Annotated in this window: 19 protein-coding genes and 3 tRNA genes; 11 read left to right on the top strand and 11 right to left on the bottom strand. The window is 72.8% G+C overall.

Features of this window, described 5'->3' with window-relative positions; all coding sequences use genetic code 11:
• Nucleotides 1-12: 12 nt before the first annotated feature.
• The 5 genes from rpmG to ACFQQJ_RS05185 all read right to left on the bottom strand — a co-directional run bounded on the left by rpmG (nt 13) and on the right by ACFQQJ_RS05185 (nt 1662).
• A complete protein-coding gene (rpmG, locus tag ACFQQJ_RS05205; RefSeq protein ID WP_377104795.1) occupies nt 13-183 on the bottom strand; it encodes a 50S ribosomal protein L33 in 171 nt (56 codons plus the stop codon).
• 37 nt (nt 184-220) lie between these two features.
• Nucleotides 221-293, bottom strand: a tRNA-Met gene (locus ACFQQJ_RS05200).
• A 58-nt stretch (nt 294-351) separates the two neighbouring features.
• Nucleotides 352-424 (bottom strand) — tRNA-Thr (locus tag ACFQQJ_RS05195).
• Nucleotides 425-445: 21 nt separating this feature from the next.
• A complete protein-coding gene (locus ACFQQJ_RS05190; RefSeq protein WP_377104793.1) occupies nt 446-1369 on the bottom strand; it encodes a uracil-DNA glycosylase in 924 nt (307 codons plus the stop codon).
• The gene (locus ACFQQJ_RS05185; protein WP_377104791.1) at nt 1366-1662 is read right to left on the bottom strand and encodes an MGMT family protein; all 297 of its coding nucleotides are present in this window, start codon (nt 1660-1662) and stop codon (nt 1366-1368) included. Before ACFQQJ_RS05185 ends, ACFQQJ_RS05190 begins: the two co-directional genes overlap by 4 nt.
• Nucleotides 1663-1748: 86 nt before the next feature.
• Between ACFQQJ_RS05185 and ACFQQJ_RS05180 the strand changes: the two genes are divergently transcribed.
• Nucleotides 1749-3173, top strand: a complete 1425-nt coding sequence (locus ACFQQJ_RS05180; protein WP_377104789.1) for a class II fumarate hydratase — start codon at nt 1749-1751, stop codon at nt 3171-3173.
• 23 nt (nt 3174-3196) lie between these two features.
• Here the strand turns inward: ACFQQJ_RS05180 and ACFQQJ_RS05175 are convergent.
• A tRNA-Tyr gene (locus ACFQQJ_RS05175) sits at nt 3197-3278 on the bottom strand.
• A 119-nt stretch (nt 3279-3397) separates the two neighbouring features.
• Between ACFQQJ_RS05175 and ACFQQJ_RS05170 the strand changes: the two genes are divergently transcribed.
• From ACFQQJ_RS05170 to ACFQQJ_RS05160, 3 genes are read left to right on the top strand one after another with little or no spacing between them, the layout of a single operon-like run.
• On the top strand, nt 3398-3889 hold the full coding sequence (locus tag ACFQQJ_RS05170) for a YajQ family cyclic di-GMP-binding protein (RefSeq protein ID WP_377104787.1): 492 nt from the start codon (nt 3398-3400) through the stop codon (nt 3887-3889).
• A gap of 7 nt (nt 3890-3896) precedes the next feature.
• Nucleotides 3897-4925, top strand: a complete 1029-nt coding sequence (locus ACFQQJ_RS05165; protein ID WP_377104785.1) for an alanine racemase — start codon at nt 3897-3899, stop codon at nt 4923-4925.
• Nucleotides 4925-5746 carry an exodeoxyribonuclease III gene (locus ACFQQJ_RS05160; protein WP_377104783.1) on the top strand — a complete coding sequence of 274 codons (822 nt, stop codon included), beginning with the start codon at nt 4925-4927 and terminating at the stop codon, nt 5744-5746. Before ACFQQJ_RS05165 ends, ACFQQJ_RS05160 begins: the two co-directional genes overlap by 1 nt.
• Before the next feature lie 19 nt (nt 5747-5765).
• Here ACFQQJ_RS05160 and ACFQQJ_RS05155 read toward each other — a convergent pair whose 3' ends face one another.
• The gene (locus ACFQQJ_RS05155; RefSeq protein WP_377104781.1) at nt 5766-6701 is read right to left on the bottom strand and encodes an enoyl-CoA hydratase/isomerase family protein; all 936 of its coding nucleotides are present in this window, start codon (nt 6699-6701) and stop codon (nt 5766-5768) included.
• Nucleotides 6698-8137 carry a polyprenol phosphomannose-dependent alpha 1,6 mannosyltransferase MptB gene (gene mptB / locus ACFQQJ_RS05150; protein WP_377104779.1) on the bottom strand — a complete coding sequence of 480 codons (1440 nt, stop codon included), beginning with the start codon at nt 8135-8137 and terminating at the stop codon, nt 6698-6700. Before mptB ends, ACFQQJ_RS05155 begins: the two co-directional genes overlap by 4 nt.
• Nucleotides 8138-8660: 523 nt before the next feature.
• Between mptB and ACFQQJ_RS05145 the strand changes: the two genes are divergently transcribed.
• The 7 genes from ACFQQJ_RS05145 (at nt 8661) to nhaA (ending at nt 17978) form a co-directional block, all read left to right on the top strand.
• Entirely contained in the window at nt 8661-10337 is a 1677-nt protein-coding gene (locus ACFQQJ_RS05145; RefSeq protein WP_377104777.1) for a nitrite/sulfite reductase, read from the top strand.
• Nucleotides 10334-11062 carry a phosphoadenylyl-sulfate reductase gene (locus ACFQQJ_RS05140; protein WP_377104775.1) on the top strand — a complete coding sequence of 243 codons (729 nt, stop codon included), beginning with the start codon at nt 10334-10336 and terminating at the stop codon, nt 11060-11062. The genes ACFQQJ_RS05145 and ACFQQJ_RS05140 overlap by 4 nt, the downstream gene beginning before the upstream one ends.
• Complete coding sequence (locus ACFQQJ_RS05135) at nt 11059-11787, top strand: sirohydrochlorin chelatase (protein ID WP_377104773.1); 729 nt, start codon at nt 11059-11061, stop codon at nt 11785-11787. Before ACFQQJ_RS05140 ends, ACFQQJ_RS05135 begins: the two co-directional genes overlap by 4 nt.
• Nucleotides 11784-13637 (top strand): 2-oxoacid:acceptor oxidoreductase subunit alpha, encoded by a 1854-nt coding sequence (locus ACFQQJ_RS05130; protein WP_377104771.1) that lies wholly within the window; start codon nt 11784-11786, stop codon nt 13635-13637. The genes ACFQQJ_RS05135 and ACFQQJ_RS05130 overlap by 4 nt, the downstream gene beginning before the upstream one ends.
• On the top strand, nt 13634-14686 hold the full coding sequence (locus ACFQQJ_RS05125) for a 2-oxoacid:ferredoxin oxidoreductase subunit beta (RefSeq protein WP_377104769.1): 1053 nt from the start codon (nt 13634-13636) through the stop codon (nt 14684-14686). The genes ACFQQJ_RS05130 and ACFQQJ_RS05125 overlap by 4 nt, the downstream gene beginning before the upstream one ends.
• Nucleotides 14687-14751: 65 nt before the next feature.
• Nucleotides 14752-16668, top strand: a complete 1917-nt coding sequence (locus ACFQQJ_RS05120) for a M13 family metallopeptidase (protein WP_377104767.1) — start codon at nt 14752-14754, stop codon at nt 16666-16668.
• The gene (gene nhaA, locus ACFQQJ_RS05115) at nt 16665-17978 is read left to right on the top strand and encodes a Na+/H+ antiporter NhaA (RefSeq protein ID WP_377104765.1); all 1314 of its coding nucleotides are present in this window, start codon (nt 16665-16667) and stop codon (nt 17976-17978) included. Before ACFQQJ_RS05120 ends, nhaA begins: the two co-directional genes overlap by 4 nt.
• A 111-nt stretch (nt 17979-18089) precedes the next feature.
• Here the strand turns inward: nhaA and ACFQQJ_RS05110 are convergent, their stop codons facing one another.
• Genes ACFQQJ_RS05110 through ACFQQJ_RS05100 form a run of 3 tightly spaced genes read right to left on the bottom strand, consistent with a single transcriptional unit; the run spans nt 18090 to nt 21935 of the window.
• Nucleotides 18090-19514: an amidase gene (locus tag ACFQQJ_RS05110; protein ID WP_377104763.1), complete on the bottom strand. Its 1425-nt coding sequence runs from the start codon at nt 19512-19514 to the stop codon at nt 18090-18092.
• The gene (locus ACFQQJ_RS05105; protein WP_377104761.1) at nt 19514-20869 is read right to left on the bottom strand and encodes an NAD(P)/FAD-dependent oxidoreductase; all 1356 of its coding nucleotides are present in this window, start codon (nt 20867-20869) and stop codon (nt 19514-19516) included. Before ACFQQJ_RS05105 ends, ACFQQJ_RS05110 begins: the two co-directional genes overlap by 1 nt.
• A gap of 52 nt (nt 20870-20921) precedes the next feature.
• Entirely contained in the window at nt 20922-21935 is a 1014-nt protein-coding gene (locus ACFQQJ_RS05100; RefSeq protein WP_377104759.1) for a polyprenyl synthetase family protein, read from the bottom strand.

Below are 21935 nucleotides of genomic sequence, written 5' to 3'. Positions count from 1 at the left end.
GCGTGCGAGGACTCAGCGGGTCTCGCGGTGCGCGGTGTGCGTGTGGCACTTGGGGCAGAACTTCTTCAACTCCATGCGATCGGGGTCGTTGCGCCGATTCTTCTTGGTGATGTAGTTGCGTTCCTTGCACTGGGTGCACGCCAAGGTGATCTTCGGCCGGATGTCGGCTTGCTTCTTGGCCATCGGATTCCTCTTTCCCTACGTCTGCCAACTCGCTCGGTAGCGGGAGCGGGACTTGAACCCGCGACACAGCGATTATGAGCCGCTTGCTCTACCGCCTGAGCTATCCCGCCCCAGTTCGGACTCCAGGATCGCTGGCTGACGGGCGGTAACTCCGTCGTCCGAACTCAGAGCCCCCATGCGGAATCGAACCGCAGACCTTCTCCTTACCATGGAGACGCTCTGCCGACTGAGCTATAGGGGCCGGACGGGGGTTGACACTACCTCAATCCGGCGCGCCCCCCAAATCGGCCGGACCGTCGGCTCCGGGAGGGGCCGCCGCCAGCCGGAGAGCCGTGGTCAGCACGTCGTCCAGCATGGCCGGGGTGAGCCGTCCGGTGAAGGTGTTCTGCTGGCTCGGGTGGTAGCAGCCGACCAGCGTGGTGTCGCCGATCCGCGCGACCGCGCCGTGGCCGAACCGCGGCCGGGGGCGGGGAACCACCCGTCCGGTCGACGCCAGCAGGCGCAGTGCCGCGTCCCAGGCGAAGCCGCCCAGGCAGACGACGACGCGGACCCGGGGCAGCAGGGCCAGCTCTGCCGCCAGCCATGGGGCGCACGCGTCCCTCTCCTCCGGGGTGGGGCGGTTGTCCGGTGGGGCGCACCGCACCGCTGCGACGATCCGGGCGCCGTCGAGCGCCTGCCCGTCGGCGGCGTCCACGGAGTCCGGCGTCCGGCTGAGCCCTGCGCGGTGGAGCGCGGCGAACAGCCAGTGGCCACTGCGGTCGCCGGTGAAGACGCGGCCGGTGCGGTTGCCGCCGTGGGCGGCGGGGGCGAGCCCGAGCACGAGCAGCCGGGGGTCCGCGTCGCCCCAGCCCGCGACGGGGCGTCCCCAGTAGGGCTCGGCGGCGAAGCCGGCGCGCTTGTGCACGGCGACGTCCTCGCGCCACGCCACGAGCCGCGGGCACGCCCGGCACACGCTGACCCTCGCGCTCAGCCCGGCCAGGTCGCACCCGGACGCCAGAGCGGCAACCTCCGCCGGGTCGTGGGCGACCGGCGTGGCCGCCGTGGCCGGATCGCCGGGCCAGCCGGTGCCCGGCGGGACCGGGGACGGGAACGGCACGGACGTGGCCGGGTGCGGCAGGGGAGCCCCCGGCACGACGGTGGAGCCCGAGGACGGGTCCGGAGCGGGACGGCGCGGCGGCGGTGTCATTCGAGCTCGGCCCGGAATCTGGCCAGGTCAACGCGCCCCGCCCGCACCGCGACACCCTCCTCCACCAGGCGGGCCGTCCCCTCCGCCACCAGGTGGGCGGCGATCGTCCCGTCGGCGCGCACGACCCGCCACCAGCAGGCTTCTCCCCCGCTGCCGGCGAGAACCCTGGCCACGAGTCGGGGCCCGCAGCCGACCACCCGGGCGACGTCGCCGTAGGTGCTCACGCGCCCGGCCGGGATCGCGTCCGTCGCCAGCAGGATGCTGTCGGCCAGCTCGGCCATCGTGGGCGCCATGGCCGCACTCTAGATCGTCGCCCCCGCACCCTCCAGACCGGCCCCGTCGGCCGACCTAGGGTGGGAGGGGAGGAGAGGAGCAGGCGATGGAGTACCGGATCGAGCACGACACGATGGGCGAGGTGCGGGTCCCTGCGGACGCGCTCTACGCTGCGCAGACCCAGCGGGCGGTGGAGAACTTTCCGATCTCGGGACGCGGGCTGTCGCGCCACCACATCGCCGCGCTGGCCGAGATCAAGCGGGCAGCCGCGATCGCGAACGCCGAACTCGGCGTGCTCCCCCGACGGGTGGCGGACGCGATCGTCGCCGCCGCGGACGAGGTGATCGCAGGGGACCACGACGGGGACTTCCCGGTCGACGTCTTCCAGACCGGCTCCGGGACGTCCTCCAACATGAACGCCAACGAGGTGGTCGCGACGCTGGCGACGCGCCGCCTGGGTGAGCCGGTGCACCCCAACGACCACGTGAACGCCTCGCAGTCGTCCAACGACGTGTTCCCCTCCTCGATCCACATCGCGGCCGTCGGGGCCGTGACCGGGGAACTGCTGCCCGCCCTGGACGTGCTCGCCGCCGCGCTGGAGGCGAAGTCGACGGAGTTCGCCGGGGTGGTCAAGGCGGGCCGGACGCACCTGATGGACGCCACCCCGATCACGCTCGGGCAGGAGTTCTCCGGCTACGCCGCGCAGGTGCGCCACGGCATCGACCGCGTGCGCGGCACCCTGCCGCGCCTGGCCGAGCTCCCGCTGGGCGGAACGGCCGTGGGCACCGGCATCAACACCCCGCCGGGCTTCTCGCCCCGGGTGATCGCCCTTGTCGCGGAACACACCGGTCTCCCCCTGGTCGAGGCGGCCAACCACTTCGAGGCCCAGGCCGCCCAGGACTCGCTCGTCGAGGCGTCCGGCGCCCTGCGGACGGTCGCCGTGTCGCTGGTGAAGATCGCCAACGACCTGCGCTGGATGGGTTCCGGGCCGCGGACGGGGCTGGCCGAGATCCGCCTTCCCGACCTGCAACCCGGGTCCTCGATCATGCCGGGCAAGGTGAACCCTGTGCTGCCGGAGGCCACCGTGATGGTGGCAGCCCAGGTGATCGGGAACGACGCGGCGATCACCTTCGCCGGTGCCCAGGGCAACTTCGACCTGCTGGTGATGCTTCCGGTGATGGCGCGGAACCTGCTGGAGTCGGTCACGCTCGTCGCGAACGTGTCGCGGCTGCTGGCCACGCGCTGCGTCGACGGGGTCGAGGCCGACGTCGAGCGCTGCCGCGTCCTCGCCGAATCCTCGCCGTCGATCGTCACGCCGCTGAACCGGCTGATCGGCTACGAGGCGTCGGCGCGGATCGCCAAGCACGCGGTGAAGCGCGGACTGACGATCGCCGACGCCGTGCGCGACCTCGGCCACGTGGACCGCGGAGAACTCAGCGAGGAGCAGCTCGCGACCGCCCTCGACGTGACGGCGATGACCGGTGCCCACGCCCCGTCACTGAGCCAGGAAAAGGCCCCTGACCAGGGGTGATACCTGATCAGGGGCCTCGCGCGTGGCAGGTGTAGGGTTCGAACCTACGTAGGCTTAGCCGACGGTTTTACAGACCGCTCCCTTTGGCCACTCGGGCAACCTGCCGTGCCCGGACACTGTAGCAAAACAGCGTCCCGGCAACGAATCGGGGCGGGCGGGCTCCGATTGCGGTCCGGGCTGGGATTCTGGTGGCATTGGGCGGTACCCGGAGGCAGGAGACGCAGGTGGCAGCAGAGAGCTCGTTCGACATCGTCAGCAAGGTCGACCACCAGGAGGTGGACAACGCCCTGAACATGGCCGCCAAGGAGGTGCGCACCCGCTTCGACTTCAAGAACGTGGACGCGTCCATCCGGTGGTCGGGTGAGGCGATCGAGATGGAGGCCAACGGCGAGGAGCGGGTGAAGGCGATCCTCGACGTGTTCCAGACCATGCTCGTGCGCCGAAAGATCGACCTGCTGGCCCTCGACGCCGGGGAGCCGCGGCTGTCGGGGAAGCTGTGGAAGCTGACCGCCACCGTCAAGCAGGGCATCGACCGGGAGACCGCGCAGAAGATCTCCAAGCTGATCCGCGACCAGGGCCCCAAGGGCGTGCGCACCCAGGTGCAGGGTGAGGAACTGCGCGTGTTCTCCAAGAAGCGGGACGACCTCCAGGCCGTGCAGAAGCTCGTCCGCGACGCCGACCTCGGCGTCGCCGTGCAGTTCGACAACTACCGCTGAGCCCGGCATGGGCGACACCCCCCACCTCCGGCTGGACGTCGAGGTCCTCGACCGGAACATCGCGGCGATGGCGCAGCGTGCGGGTGCGGCCGGCGCCCGCCTGCGGCCGCACGCCAAGACCCACAAGTGCCCGCAGGTCGGACGCCGCCAGCTGGCGGCGGGCGCGGACGGCCTCACGGTGGCGACCATCGGCGAGGCCGAGGTCTTCGCCGACGCCGGTGTCACCGACCTGTTCATCGCCTACCCGCTGTGGGTGGACGCGGACGCGGCGTCCCGGCTGCGGGCCCTCGCCGGCCGCGTGCGGCTGGCCGTGGGCTGCGACTCCGCCGTGGCAGGGGCCAACCTCGCCGGGCTACCGCTGGAGGTGATGGTCGAGGTCGACTCCGGCCACCACCGCACCGGCGTCCGCCCGGCCGACGCGGGCACCCTCGCCGCTGCGCTGGCCGGCTCAGGGCTGACCGTCCGCGGCGCCTTCACCTTCCCCGGCCACAGCTACGCCCCCGGCGCGGGCCGGGGAGCGGCGCAGGAGGAGGCGGCTGCCCTGGCCGAGGCTGCCCGGGCGATGGCCGCCGCCGGCGTGCCGGCCGGCGTCACCAGCGGGGGCTCCACCCCGTCGGTGGCGTTCGCCGGGCCAGGGGTCGTGGACGAGCTGCGGCCCGGCGTGTACGTGTTCGGGGACGCCCAGCAGGTGGAGCTCGGCACGATCGGGTTCGACGAGGTCGCGCTCACCGTCGTGGCAACCGTCGTGTCGCTGGCCGGCGGTCGCGTGGTCACCGACGCCGGAAGCAAGGCGCTGGGGGCCGACCGCGCCGGGTGGGCGTCCGGCTACGGGCGGGTGCTCGGCGAGCCGGACGCGCGCGTGGTCGCGCTGTCGGAGCACCACTCGACGATCAGCTGGCCGGGGCCGCTGCCCGCCCTCGGCAGCCGGGTGCTCGTGGTTCCCAACCACGTGTGCAACACGGTGAACCTCGCCCGGGAGTACCACCTGTCGTCCGGCGGGACGTGGCCCGTCGCGGCGCGCGGGCGCAACTGCTGATGCGGGTCGCCACCGTCAACGTCAACGGCATCCGGGCAGCCGTGCGCCGCGGGTTCGCCGACTGGCTGGCCACCCGCGACTGCGACCTCGTCGCCCTCCAGGAGGTGCGTGCCCCCTCGGACCTGGTGCCGCCGGAGGCGCTGGCCGGCTACCACTACTGCTACCACCCCGGGGACCGCGCGGGGCGCAACGGCGTCGCACTGCTCAGCCGGGCCGCGCCGCTCGCGATCCGCGAGGGCTTCGGCAACCCGGCCTTCGACGCCGAGGGCCGCTACGTCGAGGCCGACCTCGACCTCAACGGCTGGCGGCTCACCGTGGGCTCGCTGTACCTGCCCAAGGGCGGGCGAGCCGACGACAGCGCGGCCGAACTCGCCCGCTACACCAGGAAGCTGCGGTTCCTGCGTTCCTTCCGTCCCTACCTCACCCGCGCGCGGCTGCGCGCCCGCGAGCAGGGCAGGGAGTTCCTGGTGATGGGCGACTTCAACATCGCCCACACCCGGCTCGACCTGCGCAACTGGCGTACCAACGGCCGCAGCGTCGGCTTCCTGCCGGAGGAACGGGAGTGGTTCGGCTCGGTCCTCGGCCCGCGGCGGCTGGTGGACGTGGTGCGCCGCCTGCACCCCGGCGAGGACGGCCCCTACTCGTGGTGGAGCTGGATGGGCAACGCGTTCACCACCGACACCGGCTGGCGGATCGACTACCAGCTGGCGACGCCGGCCCTGGCGGCCGCAGCCACCGCCGCCGGCACCGACCGCGCGGCGAACTACGACGCCCGGATGAGCGACCACGCCCCCGTGGTCGTCGACTACGCCGACCGCTGACCCGGCGGGCGGCGTCTGGTCACAGGGGGGCGAAGTAACCGAGGACCTCGTCGCGCGGCACGTCCTCGACGCGCGCGTGCGACCAGCGCGGCGACCGGTCACGGTCGACGAGCTGGGCGCGGACGCCCTCGGCGAAGTCCGGCCCGGTCGAGAGGCGGACGGCGAGCGCGAGCTCCTGCGGCAGGAGGTCGGGCAGCGCGGTGATCGTCGCGGCCCTGCGGAGTGCCTCGAGGCTGACCGCCACCGACAGCGGGCTGCGCCGGCGCAGCTCCGCGGCGGCCGCCCGCGCCCCGGCCGACGGGTGCTCCTCGAGCCGGGCCAGGATCACCGCCGGGTCGTTCCCGGCGTAGCACTCGTCGATCCACTCCCCCGCCAGCCCGGGGTCGGGGGCCGGCAACGGGCCGGAGGCCTCGTCGGCGAGCCCGAGGCGGAGCGCGTCCGCGGCGTTCACCGACGCTCCGGTCAGCGCGAGGTGCGTGCCCACCTCCCCGGGCATCCGGGCCAGCAGCGGGGTCATGAACACGTCGGGAAAGAGCCCGATCTGCGTCTCCGGCATGGCGAGCCGGCTGGTCGCGTCCACGACACGGTGCGAGCCGTGCGCGCTCAGGCCGAGCCCGCCGCCCATCGTGATGCCGGTCATGACCGCCCGGTACGGCTTGGGGAAGCCGGCGATCTTCAGGTCGACCCCGTACTCGGCGTCGAAGAACTCCCGCACGCCGCTGCCCGCCAGCGCGCGCTCGCGCAGCGCCCGGACGTCCGCACCCGCGCACAGCCCGCGGTCCCCCGCGCCGGTCAGTTCGACGGAGGCCACCGCGTCGTCGCCGGCCAGCTCGTCGAGCACCCGGTCCAGGGTGTGCATCATCGGCACCGTGAGGGCGTTGATCTGCCGGGGGCGGTTGAGGCGGACGTGCGCGACGCCGTCCACCACGTCCACGAGCAGTTCCTGGTCGCTCACGGGCTCTGGGTCCCTCCCCCGGCGGACGCCAGGTGCAGCTTGCGGTCCTGCCCGTGCCGGTACAGCAGGACGAGGATCAGCGCGAGGCCGGCGAAGCCGAGGGCGAACGCGTCGTTGCGCCAGGCGAGGTTGCCGGCACCGTAGGCCAGCAGCACCGTGGTCAGCGTGACCGCCGTGCCCGTGATGCGCTCGGTCGGCTTGGTCAGGGGCAGCAGCAGGCCGCCCCAGGTGAGGTACCAGCTGTTGAGGGCGATGCCGCCGAAGGCGAACAGCAGGTAGGCCCAGCTGAGGAAGGTGACCGGCCGCCGCCGGCCGACGGTGAGGGCCAGCCAGCCGATGCCGACCACCGTGAGCAGCAGCCCGAGGTAGCGCAGCACGTCCATGGCCACCTGGCCCGCCGCGGGCTGGCCGAGGAACTCCAGCAGGTACTTCAGGCCCGCCCCGACGAGGGTGAACGGGGCGAGGGTCACGACCTTGCCCGGGACATCGGCCGCCGACACCCAGCCGAAGCCCAGCCCTGTGGCCAGGGAGATCGCCACGAAGGTGGCGACCGCCACGCCGAGGGAGAGGCTCAGCCGCCAGAGCGCGCGCGAGGTGTCCCGCCAGCGGAACGTCCGCCAGGGGTGACCGATCAGCGCGACAGGGTAGAAGGCGAGGATGGCCGGCTGCTTGATGCAGGCCGCCACCCCGACCAGCGCCGCCGCCCACCAGAACTTGCCGTTGTACGCCCACCACAGGGCGAGCACGACCAGGCCCATCATCAGGGCGTCGTTGTGCGCCCCGCCGACGAAGTCGATGATCACCAGCGGGTTCACCGTCGAGAACCAGGCGACCATCTGCACGTCGGCACCCATCCGGTGGCCGAGGCGCGGCAGGTAGTAGGCGATCAGCGCCACCCCGAGCAGCGCCGGGATGCGCATGGCCATCGCCGAGTAGTACGGGTTGTTGCCGGCCAGGATGACCAGGCCGTGGAACATCTCCAGGCTGAGCGGCGGGTACATCGCTGTCGTGTAGCGCCACAGCCACGCTGCCTGGTCGGCGAACGGCCCAGGGAGTACGGAGATCGGGTTGGTGTAGGGGTTCAGCCCGTTGCGCAGGAGCCAGCCCTCCGCGGCGTAGGCGTACGCGTCGTGGCTGAAGATCGGCGGCGCCAGCAGCAGAGGAAGGCTCCACAGCAGGGTGATCGGCCAGTGCTTGACCTCGTGGTAGAGGCTCGGACGCAGCCGGAACCACGCCTCGACGAGCAGGGCGACACCGGCGACGACCAGCGCCGTGCCGAAGGTCTCTGCCACCGGGTTGTCCAGGCCGAGGGCACGCATCGGGTCCCACCACGGGCTGTTCTGCGGCAGGTAGGCGGGCGTCAGCGAGCCGACGAACAACAGCGCGGAGCCCAGCAGCCCGCGGCGGACGGGGCGGTACTCCCACGCACGGGCCACGTCGGCCCGCCAGCCGGCCCAGCGCGCGCGTCGCCACTCCCGGCGGGCACGGCGATCCCCGCGACGACTCCCGGGGGCCCCGGGCGACCGGGTCGCCGCCTCTCCCGCCGTTCCTGGTGGCACGCCCCGCAGCTTACCGAGGGCCGCTGCCCGCGTCCGGCACGGGCGGCGCCCGTTCCGGACCGGAGCGCCACTGCCCGGGGTTCCCACGAAGGCGCGGCCCGGCACCGGTCGCCCCCGTGATCGAGCGAAGCGCCGAGCGCCTGGCCGCAGTTCCGTGCCAACGCCGTCCGTCCACCCCTCGAACGGGCCGTGCACGGATCCGGATGCTGCCGTGTTAGGGTCTCGCCCATGGTCGAGCCCGCCTTCGTGGTGTCCGCGCTGGGGAATAACCCCGCCGGTTCGATGTGTTGCGCGTCCTGACGCGCCCGTAACCCCTTTCGGAACCCCGGGCTGAGCAGCCCGGTGCGGTGACTCCCACCCTGCTGGGCCGAACAGTCCACGACAGCCTCGGTGAGGAACCATGACCACCAGCACCCCCGCAGCCCGGAGCAACGGCCAGTGGGCCGTCGACGGCACCACCCCGCTGAATGCGAATGAGGAATTCAAGGCCGCCGACAACGGGCTGAGCGTCCGGCAGCGCGTCCTCGACATCTACGCCCGCGAGGGCTTCGACTCCATCCCCGCTGACGACCTGCACGGGCGGCTGCGCTGGTGGGGCCTGTACACCCAGCGTCGCCAGGACATCGACGGGAGCCGCACCGGCACGCTGGGGCCGGACGAACTGTCGGACCGCTACTTCATGATGCGCGTCCGCCTCGACGGCGGGGCGGTCACCACCGGCCAGCTGCGCACCCTCGCCGGAATCTCCACCGACTTCGCGCGGGGCACCGCCGACATCTCCGACCGCCAGAACATCCAGTACCACTGGATCCGCATCGAGGACGTCCCCGCGATCTGGGAGCGCCTGGAGGCCGCCGGCATGCAGACCACGGAGGCGTGCGGCGACACCCCCCGGGTGATCCTCGGCTCCCCGGTCGCCGGCATCGCGGCGGACGAGATCGTCGACCCGACTCCGGTGATCGCGGAGATCGTCGAACGGTTCATCGGCGACCCCGCACTGTCCAACCTCCCGCGCAAGTTCAAGTCGGCGATCACCGGGCACCCCAGCCTCGACGTCGTGCACGAGATCAACGACATCTCGCTGGTGGGTGTCGTGCACCCGGAACTCGGTGCCGGCTACGACCTGTGGGTGGGCGGCGGGCTGAGCGTGAGCCCGCGGCTGGCCGAGCGCCTGGGCGCCTTCGTCACCCCCGCCCAGGCCGCGGAGGTCTGGCACGGGGTGATCTCGATCTTCCGGGACTACGGGTACCGCCGGCTGCGGAACAAGGCCCGGCTGAAGTTCCTGCTCGCCGACTGGGGCGCCGCGCGGTTCCGCGAGGTGCTCGAGACCGAGTACCTGGGCTACCGGCTCGCCGACGGCCCGGCCCCCGCGGTCAACGGGGGGCCCGGCGACCACATCGGCGTGCACGCCCAGAAGGACGGGCGCCGCTACGTGGGCCTCGCCCCGACCGTGGGACGCGTCTCCGGCGACATCCTCTCCGCCCTCGCGGACGCCGCCGAGGCTGCGGGCTCCGCCCGCGTCCGGTTCACGCCCCACCAGAAGCTGCTCGTGCTGGACGTCGATCCCGGCCGGGTCGACGCCCTGCTGGCGGCGGTCGAGCCCCTGGGCCTCACCGCGAACCCGAGCCCGTTCCGCCGCTCGACGATGGCCTGCACGGGCATCGAGTACTGCAAGCTGGCGTTCGTCGAGACCAAGCAGACGGCGGCCGACACCATCACCGCCCTCGAGCAGCGGCTCGCCGACGTGGAACTCGACCGGCCGATCAGCCTGCACCTCAACGGCTGCCCCAACTCCTGCGCCCGCATCCAGGTGGCCGACATCGGCCTGAAGGGCCAGCTGATGAAGAGCGCGGACGGCGCGGACGAGTTCGCCTACCAGGTGCACCTGGGCGGCGGCCTGGCGTCGGTCGACCGCGAGGACGCCGGCCTGGGACGCACCGTCCGCGGCCTCAAGGTGGCCGCCGCCGACCTGCCGGACTACGTCGAGCGGGTGACGAGGGCCTTCGTCGCCGGCCGGGAGCCCGGGGAGTCCTTCGCCGCCTGGTCGCACCGGGCCGCAGACGAGGTGCTGCGATGACGACGCTCACCACCCACGGTCCCGGGCGCACCCGGACGCCCGACGAGCTGCGCACCCTCGCGGAGGAGGCCGGGCGCGAGCTGGCCGGCGCCCCGGCCACAGAGGTCGTCGCCTGGGCCGCCCGCACCTTCGGCGACGCGCTCGCTGTGGCCTGCTCGATGGCCGGCGACACCGTGCTGCCCCACCTGGTGTCCCAGGTGGCCCCGGGCGTCGACGTGCTGTTCCTCGAGACCGGCTACCACTTCGCGGAGACGATCGGCACGAGGGACGCGCTCGCCGGCGTGATCGACGCCCGGATCATCGACGTCCTTCCGCTGCAGAGCGTCGCGGAGCAGGACGCCGAGTACGGGCCGCGGCTGCACGACCGCAACCCGACCCTGTGCTGCCAATTGCGCAAGGTCGACCCGATCAACGCCGAACTGGCCGGGTACGAGGCGTGGGTGACCGGGATCCGTCGGGAGGACAACGCCCTGCGCGCCAACGCGGGAGTGGTGGAGTGGGACGCCGCCCACCAGATGGTGAAGGTGAACCCCCTGGCGGCCTGGACCTTCGACGAGCTGCTCGAGTACGCCGGAACCCACCAGGTGCCGGTGAACCTCCTGCTCACCGACGGCTACCCGTCCATCGGCTGCGCGCCCTGCACCCGCCGGGTCGAGCCCGGCGAGGACCCGAGGGCCGGCCGCTGGGCCGGCCTGGCCAAGACCGAGTGCGGGCTGCACCTGTGAGCCGCCAGGACGGGCCGGACCTGGTCCTCGCCCTGCACGGCACCCGCAGCGAAGCCGGCCAGCTGGTCGCCGGCGCGCTGGTGGCCGCGGTCGCGTCCCGGCTCCCGGGAGTGCGCGTGCACCTCGGCTGGGCCGACGTGCTGACCCCGACGCTGACCGACGTGCTCGCCCGCCTCGGCGACGCGGTGGTCGTGCCGTGCTTCCTCACCGCCGGCTACCACGTGACCAGCGACCTGCCGGCAGCGGTGGAGGCCGCGGGGGGCCGCGCGATGCTCGCGCCGCTGATCGGTCCCGGCCTGCTCGCCGCGGTGGCGGACCGGGTGCGCGAGGCCGGCGTCGGCGACGCGGTCGTGCTCGCCGCGGCAGGCTCGCGCCGGGCCCGGTCGGTGGCTGAGGTCGGGCGGGCCGCCGGTGCGCTCGCGCTGCTGCTCGGCGTGCCGGTCGTCCCCGCGTTCGTCACCTCCGCCCGCCCCGGCGTCGGCGAGGCCGTCGCGGCCCTGCGGGCGGACGGGCACCGGCGCGTGGTGGTCGCGTCCTATCTGCTCGCGCCGGGCGTCTTCGCCGACCGGCTGCACGAGGCGGGCGCCGACGCGGTGTCGGCGCCCATCGGCGTCCACCCCCTCGTGGTGGAAGCCGCGATCAGCGCCTACTCTTGCGTGGTTGCTGAGGAACACGACACGGCCGCCGCGCTGGCGACGGCACCAGGAGTTGAACGCATCGCATGACCACCGTGACCACCGTCGACCATGTCGTGATCCGCTTCGCCGGGGACTCCGGCGACGGCATGCAGCTGACCGGCGACCGCTTCACCCACGACACGGCCGCGGCCGGCAACGACTTCTCGACCCTGCCCAATTTCCCGGCGGAGATCCGCGCGCCGCAGGGCACCGTCGCGGGGGTGTCGAGCTTCCAGCTGCACTTCGCCGACTTCGACATCCGCACCCCCGGCGACCGGCCCGACGTGCTGGTCGCGATGAACCCCGCCGCGCTCAAGGCCAACCTGGGCGACCTGCCCCGGGGTGGGCTGATCATCGCCGACACCGCCGACTTCACCCCCCGCAACCTCGCCAAGGTCGGCTACGCCTCCGATCCGCTCGCCGACGGAAGCCTCGCCGACTACCAGGTGCACGCGCTCGACCTGTCCGGTCAGGCCACCGCTGCGGTCGCGAGCCTGGGCCTGGGACGCAAGGACGCCGCGCGCACCAAGAACATGTACGCCCTCGGGCTGCTCGACTGGCTGTACCACCGCCCGGTGGAGGGCACGATCGCCTTCCTGGAGAAGAAGTTCGCCGCGGCGCCGCAGGTACGCGACGCCAACATCGCCGCACTGAAGGCCGGCTACGCCTTCGGCGAGACGACCGAGGTGTTCGCGAACCGCTACAAGGTGGCGCCCGCGCCGGCCCCGGCCGGCACCTACCGCCAGGTGTCCGGCAACCGTGCGCTCGCCTACGGCCTGATGGCCGGTGCGGCGAAGGCGGGGCTCCAGCTGTTCCTCGGCGCCTACCCGATCACGCCCGCGTCCGACGTGCTGCACCACCTCGCGGCGGCCAAGGACGCCGGTGTGCTCACCTTCCAGGCTGAGGACGAGATCGCCGCCGTCGGCGCGGCCCTGGGCGCGTCCTTCGCCGGCCAGCTGGGCGTGACGGCGACCTCCGGCCCGGGCCTGGCGCTGAAGATGGAGACGATCGGGCTGGCTGTGATGCTCGAGCTGCCGCTGGTGATCTGCGACATCCAGCGGGCCGGTCCGGCGACCGGCATGCCCACCAAGACCGAGCAGGCCGACCTGACCCAGGCGCTGTTCGGACGCCACGGCGAGGCGCCGCTGCCGGTCATCGCCGCCCAGTCGCCCGGCGACTGCTTCGCGGCGGCCTACGAGGCGGTGAAGATCGCGATCGACTACCGCACCCCGGTGATCCTGCTCTCCGACGGCTACCTCGCCAACGGTGCCGAGCCGTGGCCGGTGCCCGACCTCGCGGCCCTCCCGCCGATCGACCCGGCGTTCGCGACCGGGCCGAACCGCCCCGACGGCGGGTTCTGGCCCTACCTGCGCGACGACAAGCTGGCCCGCGCCTGGGCCGTGCCCGGCACCCCGGGCCTGGAGCACCGGATCGGCGGGATCGAGAAGGCGGACGGCACCGGTGCGGTGTCCTACGACCCGGCGAACCACGAGTTCATGGTGAACCTGCGCAAGCAGAAGGTCGACAACATCCAGGCCGTCGTGCCGCCGGTGGAGGTCGACGACCCCAGTGGCCGCGCCAAGGTCCTCGTGCTCGGCTGGGGTTCGACCTACGGGCCGATCTCCGCCGCCGCGCGCCGCGTCCGTACTGCCGGACGCCGGGTCGCCACCGCCCACCTGCGGCACCTGAACCCGCTGCCGGCGAACCTGGGCGAGGTGCTGCGTGCCTACGACCGCGTGATCGTGCCGGAGATGAACCTGGGCCAGCTGGCCATGGTGCTGCGTGCCACCTACCTGGTGGACGTCCAGAGCTACAGCCGGGTGCGGGGACTGCCGATCTCGCTGTCGGAGCTGGCGGCAGACCTGGTCGCCCTGATCGACGAGGAGGACGCGGAATGACCGCCACCACACCGGCCGGCACCGGCCTGGCCGGAGTGCCGCTCAGCGTCACGCCGCTCAGCCGCAAGGACTTCACCTCCGACCAGGAGGTGCGCTGGTGCCCCGGGTGCGGCGACTACGCCGTCCTGGCCACCTTCCAGGGCCTGATGCCGACGCTCGGCATCCGCAGGGAGAACACGGTCATCGTCTCCGGCATCGGCTGCTCCTCGCGGTTCCCGTACTACGTCGACAGCTACGGCATGCACTCGATCCACGGCCGTGCGCCGGCGATCGCCACCGGTGTGGCCATGACGCGCCCGGACCTGGCCGTCTGGGTGGTCACCGGCGACGGTGACGCGCTCAGCATCGGCGGCAACCACCTGATCCACGCGCTGCGCCGGAACGTGAACATCACGATCATGCTGTTCAACAACCGCATCTACGGCCTGACCAAGGGCCAGTACTCGCCCACGTCCGAGCAGGGCAAGGTGACGAAGTCGACCCCGGCCGGCTCCGTGGACCGCCCGTTCAACCCGCTGTCGCTCGCGCTGGGCGCGGAGGCGACCTTCGTCGCGCGGACGGTGGACTCGCACCGGGCGCACCTCACCGAGGTGCTCACCGCAGCGATCAGCCACCGCGGCGCCTCGATCGTCGAGATCTACCAGAACTGCCCGATCTTCAACGACGGCGCCTTCGACGCCCTCAAGGGCGCGGACGGCGGGCTGATCCCGCTGCGCCACGGCGAGCCCATCACGTTCGGACAGGACGGCTCCCGCGGCGTCGTCCGCGGCCCGGACGGCACGCTGCGCATCGTCGACGTCGCCGAGGTGGGCCTGGGGAACGTCCTGGTGCACGACGCGCACGCCGACGACCCGGGGACGGCGTTCGCCCTGTCGCGGCTCACCGACACCGAGGCACTGCACACGTCACCGATCGGCATCCTGCGCGACGTGGAGCGTCCGACCTACGACGACCTGGCCAGGGAACAGCTCACCGTGCACGAGGATCCGGAAGAGCGGTTGGCCGGCCTCCAGGCGATGATCACCGGCGGCGACACCTGGACCGTCTAGGGGACGCTGTCCGCGCCCACGCCGAGCCGAGCGACCCGGCGAGCAGTACCGGCTAGCCTTTCGGGGTGACCAGCTTCGACCTCGACCCGACCGTCCGGCCCCAGGACGACCTCTTCCGCCACGTGAACGGCCGGTGGCTCGCCGACGTGGAGATCCCGGCGGACAAGCACGCCGCCGGCGCCTTCGTCGACCTGCGGGACGCCTCCGAGCGGGCCATCCGCGACATCGTCACCGGGCTGTCCGGCTCCGCTCCCGGCACGGAGGCGTACCTGGTGGAGCACATGTACGGCAGCTTCATGGACACCGAGCGCATCGACGCCGCCGGCCTGGAACCGCTGCGCCCGTTGCTCGCGGAGATCGACGCCATCGGCACGGTGGACGACCTGCTCGACTACTTCGGACGCAGCCTGCGGCGCGGCACCGGCGCCCCGATCGGGCTGGACGTGGACGCCGACCCCGGCGATCCGACGCGGTACGCGCTGTTCGCCGGGCAGTCCGGCATCGGACTCCCCGACGAGGAGTACTACCGGCTGGAGCAGCACGCGGCCATCCTGTCGGCCTACCGCGACCACGTGGACGAGACGCTGACCCTCGCCGGTCTCACCTCCAGCGGTGCCGGGCCGATCGTCGCGCTGGAGGCCGCTGTCGCCGCCCTGCACTGGGACAAGGTGCGCACCCGCGACCTGCGCCAGATGTACAACCCGACCTCCCCTGCCGACCTCGACGCCTCCGGCGTCCCCTGGACCCGGGTGCTCGCGGCGGCGGGGGTTCCCGCCGTCGACCAGGTGATCGTGGCGCAGCCGTCCTTCTTCAGCGAGGTCGCCGCCCTGCTCACCGCGTCCCGCCTGGACGACTGGAAGCAGTGGTGCCGCTGGTCGCTGGTGTCGGCCCTGTCGCCGTACCTGCCCGATCCGCTGGTGCAGGCCCGCTTCGACTTCTACGGCACGGTCCTCCAGGGTGTCCCGCAGCTGCGGGAGCGCTGGAAGCGGGGTGTGGACCTGGTCGAGCGCACGCTCGGCGAGGCCGTCGGCAAGCTGTACGTCGAACGGCACTTCCCCCCGGCGGCCAAGGACCGGATGGACACCCTCGTGGCGAACCTGCTCGAGGCCTACCGCCGCTCGATCTCCGACCTGGACTGGATGACCGCTGACACGCGGGCGGAGGCACTGAACAAGCTGGCCCACTTCACCCCGAAGATCGGCTACCCCGACGTGTGGAAGGACTACTCCGCGCTGGAGATCGCCCCCGGCGACCTCCTGGGCAACGTCCTGCGGGCGGCCGACTTCCACACCAGTGACGAACTGGGCAAGCTCACCGGGCCGATCCGCTCCTGGGAGTGGCTGATGACCCCCCAGACCGTCAACGCCTACTACCACCCGCTGCGCAACGAGATCGTCTTCCCCGCGGCCATCCTCCAGCCGCCGTTCTTCGACTTCGAAGCCGACGACGCCGTGAACTACGGCGCGATCGGCGCGGTGATCGGCCACGAGATCGGGCACGGGTTCGACGACCAGGGCTCCACGTGCGACGGCGAGGGACGCCTGCGGGACTGGTGGACGCCGCAGGACCGCGAGGCCTTCACCGAGCGGACCAGCGCGCTCATCGGCCAGTACTCCGCCCTGGCGCCGCGGCAGCTGCCGGACGTGCACGTCAACGGCGAGCTGACCATCGGCGAGAACATCGGCGACCTCGGGGGCGCGGCGATCGCCTACGACGCCTGGCAGCTGTCCCTCGACGCCGAGCCCGGGCCGATCGACGGCATCCCCGCCCCCCAGCGCTTCTTCCTGTCCTGGGCGCAGGCCTGGCAGACCAAGCGCCGCGACGAGGCGCTGCGCCAGCAGATCGCGACCGACCCGCACTCGCCGGAGGAGTTCCGGTGCAACCAGGTCGTCCGGAACCTGCCGTCGTTCTATGCGGCGTTCGGCGTCACCGAGGCCGACGCCCTGTGGCTGCCGACGGAGGAGAGGGTGAAGATCTGGTGAGCAACCGACCGGTCCCCGTCACCCTCGCGCGGGGTGCCTACGCAGAGTTCCTCCGCGTCCGCGAGATCCTGCGACGGGAGTCGGTCGGCGGCATCCTGCTCCTCGTGGCGGCCCTCGCGGCCATGCTGTTCGCCAACCTGGCCCCCGAGACGTACTTCGGGCTGCGCGACGCCCACGTCGGCGGCACGGTGCTGGGCATCGACCTCGACCTGTCCCTGGGCCACTGGGCAGCGGACGGGCTGCTGGCCGTCTTCTTCTTCCTGGTCGGCCTCGAACTCAAGCACGAGTTCGTGGTCGGCGACCTGAGGGACATCCGCACCGCCCTCGTCCCTGTGGTCGCCGCCTTCGGCGGCGCGGCCGTCCCCGCGGTGATCTTCGTCGCGTTCACCGCGGCCGACCCGGCGGCCCGGGCCGGCTGGGCCATCCCTGCGGCGACCGACATCGCCTTCGCGCTGGCAGTGCTGGCGGTGATCAGTTCGCACCTTCCGGCCGCCCTGCGCACGTTCCTGCTCACGCTGGCCGTTGCCGACGACCTGATCGCGATCGCCATCATCGCGGTGTTCTACTCCAAGGACCTCCAGCTTCCCCTCCTGGCCGCGGAGTTCGTCCCGCTGGCGCTGTTCGCCGTGGTCGCGTACCGGTTCCAGGGCTTCCTGGCCCGACACTGGTGGGCGCCGTGGCTGCTGCTGGCGCCGCTCGCCGCGGCCACGTGGGTGCTGAGCTACGCCTCCGGCGTCCACGCCACCGTCGCGGGCGTCCTGCTGGCCTTCTGCGTGCCCGTGCGGCCGCCGGCCGGCAGTGACCACGACCACGGCCTGGCCGGCATCCTCGAGCACCGGATCCGGCCGTTCTCCGCGGGCGTCGCCGTCCCGGTGTTCGCGTTCTTCTCCGCCGGCGTGGCGCTCGGCGGCTGGCAGGGCTTCTTCTCTGCCGTCACCAGCCCGCTCGGGCTGGGCGTCATCGTGGGCCTGGTGGTGGGCAAGGCGGTCGGCATCACGGGCTCCACCTGGCTGGTCACCCGGTTGCGGCACGCCCGCCTCGACCCCGACCTGGGCTGGATCGACGTGTTCGGCATCGCGGTACTGGGCGGCATCGGCTTCACGGTCTCGCTGCTGGTCAGCGAACTGAGCTTCGGCCAGGGCTCGCCGAACGACGACATCGGCAAGGTGTCGATCCTCACCGCCTCCGTGCTGGCGGCCGTCCTGGCCTCCGTCGTGCTCGGCCTGCGCAACCGGCACTACCGCCAGGTGGAGGCCGAGGAGGCCCGCGACGACGACGCCGACGGCGTACCAGACAAGTTCACGTCGTGACGCGCGAGCGTCGCGACGGGGACGCAGTCTCGACGAGGGCCGCGCGAGCGGGCCGAGGAACAGACACCTTCACGTCGTGACGCGCGAGCGTCGCGACGGGACGATCGAGCATCAGGTGGGGTCCGCGGCCAGGAACGGGTGGTGCCAGCCGACGGTTGCCTCGAGCTGGGCGGACACCGCGAGCAGGGTGTCCTCCTCGCCGAAGCGACCGCCCAGCATCACGCCGATGGGGAGCGTCCGCCCGTCCACCACCGCCGTGTGCAGCGGCAACGAGATCGCCGGGCGGCCGGTGAGGTTGTAGACGCTGGTCCAGGGCGTGAAGCGGGTCTGGGCGGCGAAGTCGGCGGCCGGGTCGTCGTCGTCGCGCAGGGAACCCACCGGTGCCGGGGGCTGGGCGAGCGTCGGGGTGAGCACCAGGTCGAACCCGTCCCAGGCCAGGGCGGTGTCGACCGTCAGGCGCTGCACGGCGCCGAGGGCGTCGGCGAAGGCCACCCCTCCGGTTCGCCGGCCCTCCTCGCGCAGCCACCGGGTGAGCGGACGCAGCAACGCCTCGGCCTCGGGCGGCAGCGGGATCGACGCCGCGCCGACCGACCACAGCGCGCCGAACGCCTGCCAGCGGTCGACGGCGAACGGCACGGGCGCCTCGTCGACGTCGTGGCCGAGCCCGGCAAGGGTGACCGCGGTGGCGCGGACGGCGTCCAGGCACGCGGGGTGGACGTCGGCCTCGGCGATCACCGGCGTGGTCAGGACGCCGACCCGCAGGCGGCCGGGATCCCGGCGCGTGGCCTCGAGGAAGCTGGTCCGGGGCGCGGGCACCCGGTACGTCTCCCCCACCCCGTGCCCCGACAGCACGTCGAGCGCGACGGCCGTGTCGGCGACCGTCCGGCTCAGGACGCCGTCGGTGGCGAGGCCGGCCCCCGGCACCCGGAGCCTGCCGGCACTGACACGCCCACGGCTGGCCTTCAGCCCCACCAGACCGCAGGCCGAGGCCGGGATGCGGATCGACCCGCCGCCGTCGGAGCCGTGGGCGATCGGCGCCAGGCCCGTCGCCACCGCCGCCGCCGCGCCCCCGCTGGAGCCCCCGGCCGAGCGGCGCAGGTCCCACGGGGTGCGGGCCGGGGGCGCCCCGTCCGGCTCGGTGTAGCAGGGCAGCCCGAACTCGGGCGTGGCTGTCTTGCCAGTCATCACGGTGCCGGCGGCCGCCAGCCAGCCCACGATGTCGTCGTCGACGTCGGCGACCGTGCCGCGCATCGCTGCCGACCCCGCCTCCCAGCCGACGCCGGCGACCGGATTGAGGTCCTTGACCGGGCACGGGACGCCGAGCAGGGGCGCGTCCGAGCCCCCGCGGGCGACGGCGTCGTCGAGGTGCGCCGCACGCTCCAGGGCGAGCTCCGGGGTCAGGCGGGCGAAGGCGCCCACGACCGGGGAGAGCCGCTCGGAGCGGGCGAGGTGCGCACCCGCGACCGCCGTCGCGGTGAGGTCTCCCTCGCGCACCGCGCGGGCGGTGGCGAGCGCGTCGAGCTGAGTGGGTTCCATCAGTGCTTGATCTTGCCAGGCTCCAGCGTGCCGCCGATCGTCGGCTGGAACTCCGGCCCGAGCTGCTTCACCGCGAGGCGCCCGACGAGCTGCTGCTCGGTGGTCACACGCTCCGAGCGCCCCCGTCCGACGAAGGTGATGAACCAGTGCAGGAGCGTGGTCACCCGGTTCTTGAAGCCGACCAGGTACAGCAGGTGGACGAACAGCCAGGCCGACCACGCGACGAAGCCGGTGAGCCGCAGCCGGCCGACCTTCGCGACCGCGCCGAAACGGCTGATCACCGCCATCGAGCCCTTGTCGTGGTACCGGAACGGCGCCGTCACCGGACGACCGGTCACCTCACCGGCGATCTTCGACGCGGCGTACCGGCCGCCCTGGATGGCCACCTGGGCCACCCCGGGGAGCCCGTTCAGGCTGATCATGTCGCCCACGACGAACACCTCCGGGCGGCCCGGCAGCGTGAGGTCGTCGTTCACCTCCACCCGGCCCGCCCGGTCGATCCCCGCGCCCGACTGCTCGGCGAGCGTCCTGCCCAGCGGGCTGGCCTGCACCCCGGCGGCCCAGACCTTGCAGCCCGCGCTGATCCGCTCGGTCCGCCCGTCGGAGTACTTCACGTCCAGCCCCGTGGCGTCGACGTTGGTGACCAGCGCGCCCAGCAGCACCTCGACGCCGTTGCGCTCGAGTTCCGCGCGGGCGGCTGCCGACAGCTCCGGGCCGAACGGCGGCAGCACGGCGTCCGCCCCGTCGAGCAGGAGCACCCGGGCCGTCGTCGTGTCGATGCGGCGGAAGCTGCGGCGCAGCGTGTGGTGGGTGAGCTCGGCGATCTGGCCGGCCATCTCGACCCCGGTCGGCCCGGCGCCCACGACGACGTAGGTGAGCAGCCTCCGGCGCTCGTCCGCGTCCTCGCTGAGCTCGGCCATCTCCAGGGAGCCGAAGATCCGGGCGCGCAGCTCGAGCGCGTCGTCGATGCTCTTCATGCCGGGGGCGAAGGTCGCGAACTGGTCGTTGCCGAAGTACGACTGGCCGGCGCCGGCGGCGACCACGAGGTAGTCGTACTTCAGGGCGATGGTCTTCGACAGCTTCTCGGCCACGACCACCCTGCTGTCGAGGTTAATCCGGGTCACCTCGGCGAGCAGCACCGTGGCGTTGCGCTGGTTCCGCAGGATGTCCCGGGTGGCCGGCGCGATCTCGCCGGTGGACAGGATGCCGGTCGCGACCTGGTAGAGCAGCGGCTGGAACAGGTGCGCCACCGTCCTGGAGACGAGGGTGACGTCGACCTCGGACTTCGCCAGCGCCTGGGCGGCGAAGAGCCCGCCGAAGCCGGAACCGATGACGACAACGTGTGGACGGGCCATGGGACCTCCGTTCGTGGAACTGGTTCCCGGAACTGAGGCAACCCTAACCCGGTCAGGAGGATCGCGATATGACCCCGTCGCACAGGGCGGACAGCGCAGCCTTCGCCGGGCCCTCCGGCAGCGGGTCCAGCAGCGAGCGGGCCACCTCCGCCCGACGGGTCACCTCGTCGCGGGCCTCGGTCATCGCGGGGTGGGCCCGCATCAGGCCGAGAGCCTCGGCGAGGTCGGCCTCCGCGGACAGGTCCGCGTCCAGCAGGGAGAGGAGGCGCGCGTCCCCCGCGTCCGAGCTGCGGCGGGCCAGCAGCGTGGGCAGGGTCGGGACGCCGGCCCGCAGGTCGGTGCCCGGGGTCTTGCCCGAGGAGTCGCTGTCGATGTCGATGATGTCGTCACTGAGCTGGAAGACCACGCCGATCTCCTCGCCGTAGGCCGCCAGCGCGTCGAGCACCGGACGCGGGGCGCCGGCCACCATGCCGCCGAAGATCGCGGACGCGGCGATCAGAGAGCCCGTCTTGTCGGCGAGCACGTTCAGGTAGTGGTCGAGCAGGTCGGCCCCGGGCAGCGGCCCGCGGGTCTCCGCGATCTGGCCCTGGACCAGGCGGGCGAAGGTGTCCGACTGGAGGCGCACGTAGTCGGTGCCGAGCGTCGACACGATCGAGGAAGCCCGGGAGAACAGGAAGTCGCCGACGAGGATGGCCACCGTGTTGTCCCAGCGACGGTTGGCCGTCGGGGCCCCGCGGCGCAGCTCGGCCTCGTCCATGACGTCGTCGTGGTAGAGGCTCGCGACGTGGGTGAGTTCCATCACCAGGGCCGCGCGGACGATCGCGTCCTCGTCCGGCTCCTCGGCGATCAGGCCGGCCAGCACCACCAGCAGCGGACGGAACCGCTTGCCGCCGGCCTGGATGATGTGCCGGGCGGCCTCGGTGACGAAGTCGGTCTCTGCGACCGCGGCCTCGGCCAGGCCCTCCTCGATACGCTCGAGCAGGCCGTTCACCCGCTCGACGAAATCGCCAGGCAGGTCCCCGACGAGGTCTGCTGGCTGGGTCGCGACGGGCACGCCGGAAAGCAT

The organism is Propionicimonas sp. T2.31MG-18 (genome assembly GCF_964266745.1).
Lineage (GTDB): Bacteria > Actinomycetota > Actinomycetes > Propionibacteriales > Propionibacteriaceae > Propionicimonas.
Note: the sequence above shows the minus strand (reverse complement) of the source record. Positions and strands in the feature narration are given on the sequence as shown.

What these genes read in the sequence shown, in the direction of transcription:
- ACFQQJ_RS05130 (WP_377104771.1), top strand. Translation starts at nt 11,784, where the DNA reads ATGACCACCGTGACCACCGTCGACCATGTCGTGATCCGCTTCGCCGGG.
- ACFQQJ_RS05140 (WP_377104775.1), top strand. Translation starts at nt 10,334, where the DNA reads ATGACGACGCTCACCACCCACGGTCCCGGGCGCACCCGGACGCCCGAC.
- ACFQQJ_RS05145 (WP_377104777.1), top strand. Translation starts at nt 8,661, where the DNA reads ATGACCACCAGCACCCCCGCAGCCCGGAGCAACGGCCAGTGGGCCGTC.
- rpmG (WP_377104795.1), bottom strand. Translation starts at nt 183, where the DNA reads ATGGCCAAGAAGCAAGCCGACATCCGGCCGAAGATCACCTTGGCGTGC.
- ACFQQJ_RS05110 (WP_377104763.1), bottom strand. Translation starts at nt 19,514, where the DNA reads ATGGAACCCACTCAGCTCGACGCGCTCGCCACCGCCCGCGCGGTGCGC.
- ACFQQJ_RS05165 (WP_377104785.1), top strand. Translation starts at nt 3,897, where the DNA reads ATGGGCGACACCCCCCACCTCCGGCTGGACGTCGAGGTCCTCGACCGG.
- ACFQQJ_RS05125 (WP_377104769.1), top strand. Translation starts at nt 13,634, where the DNA reads ATGACCGCCACCACACCGGCCGGCACCGGCCTGGCCGGAGTGCCGCTC.
- ACFQQJ_RS05190 (WP_377104793.1), bottom strand. Translation starts at nt 1,369, where the DNA reads ATGACACCGCCGCCGCGCCGTCCCGCTCCGGACCCGTCCTCGGGCTCC.
- ACFQQJ_RS05180 (WP_377104789.1), top strand. Translation starts at nt 1,749, where the DNA reads ATGGAGTACCGGATCGAGCACGACACGATGGGCGAGGTGCGGGTCCCT.
- ACFQQJ_RS05100 (WP_377104759.1), bottom strand. Translation starts at nt 21,935, where the DNA reads ATGCTTTCCGGCGTGCCCGTCGCGACCCAGCCAGCAGACCTCGTCGGG.
- ACFQQJ_RS05185 (WP_377104791.1), bottom strand. Translation starts at nt 1,662, where the DNA reads ATGGCGCCCACGATGGCCGAGCTGGCCGACAGCATCCTGCTGGCGACG.
- ACFQQJ_RS05105 (WP_377104761.1), bottom strand. Translation starts at nt 20,869, where the DNA reads ATGGCCCGTCCACACGTTGTCGTCATCGGTTCCGGCTTCGGCGGGCTC.
- ACFQQJ_RS05160 (WP_377104783.1), top strand. Translation starts at nt 4,925, where the DNA reads ATGCGGGTCGCCACCGTCAACGTCAACGGCATCCGGGCAGCCGTGCGC.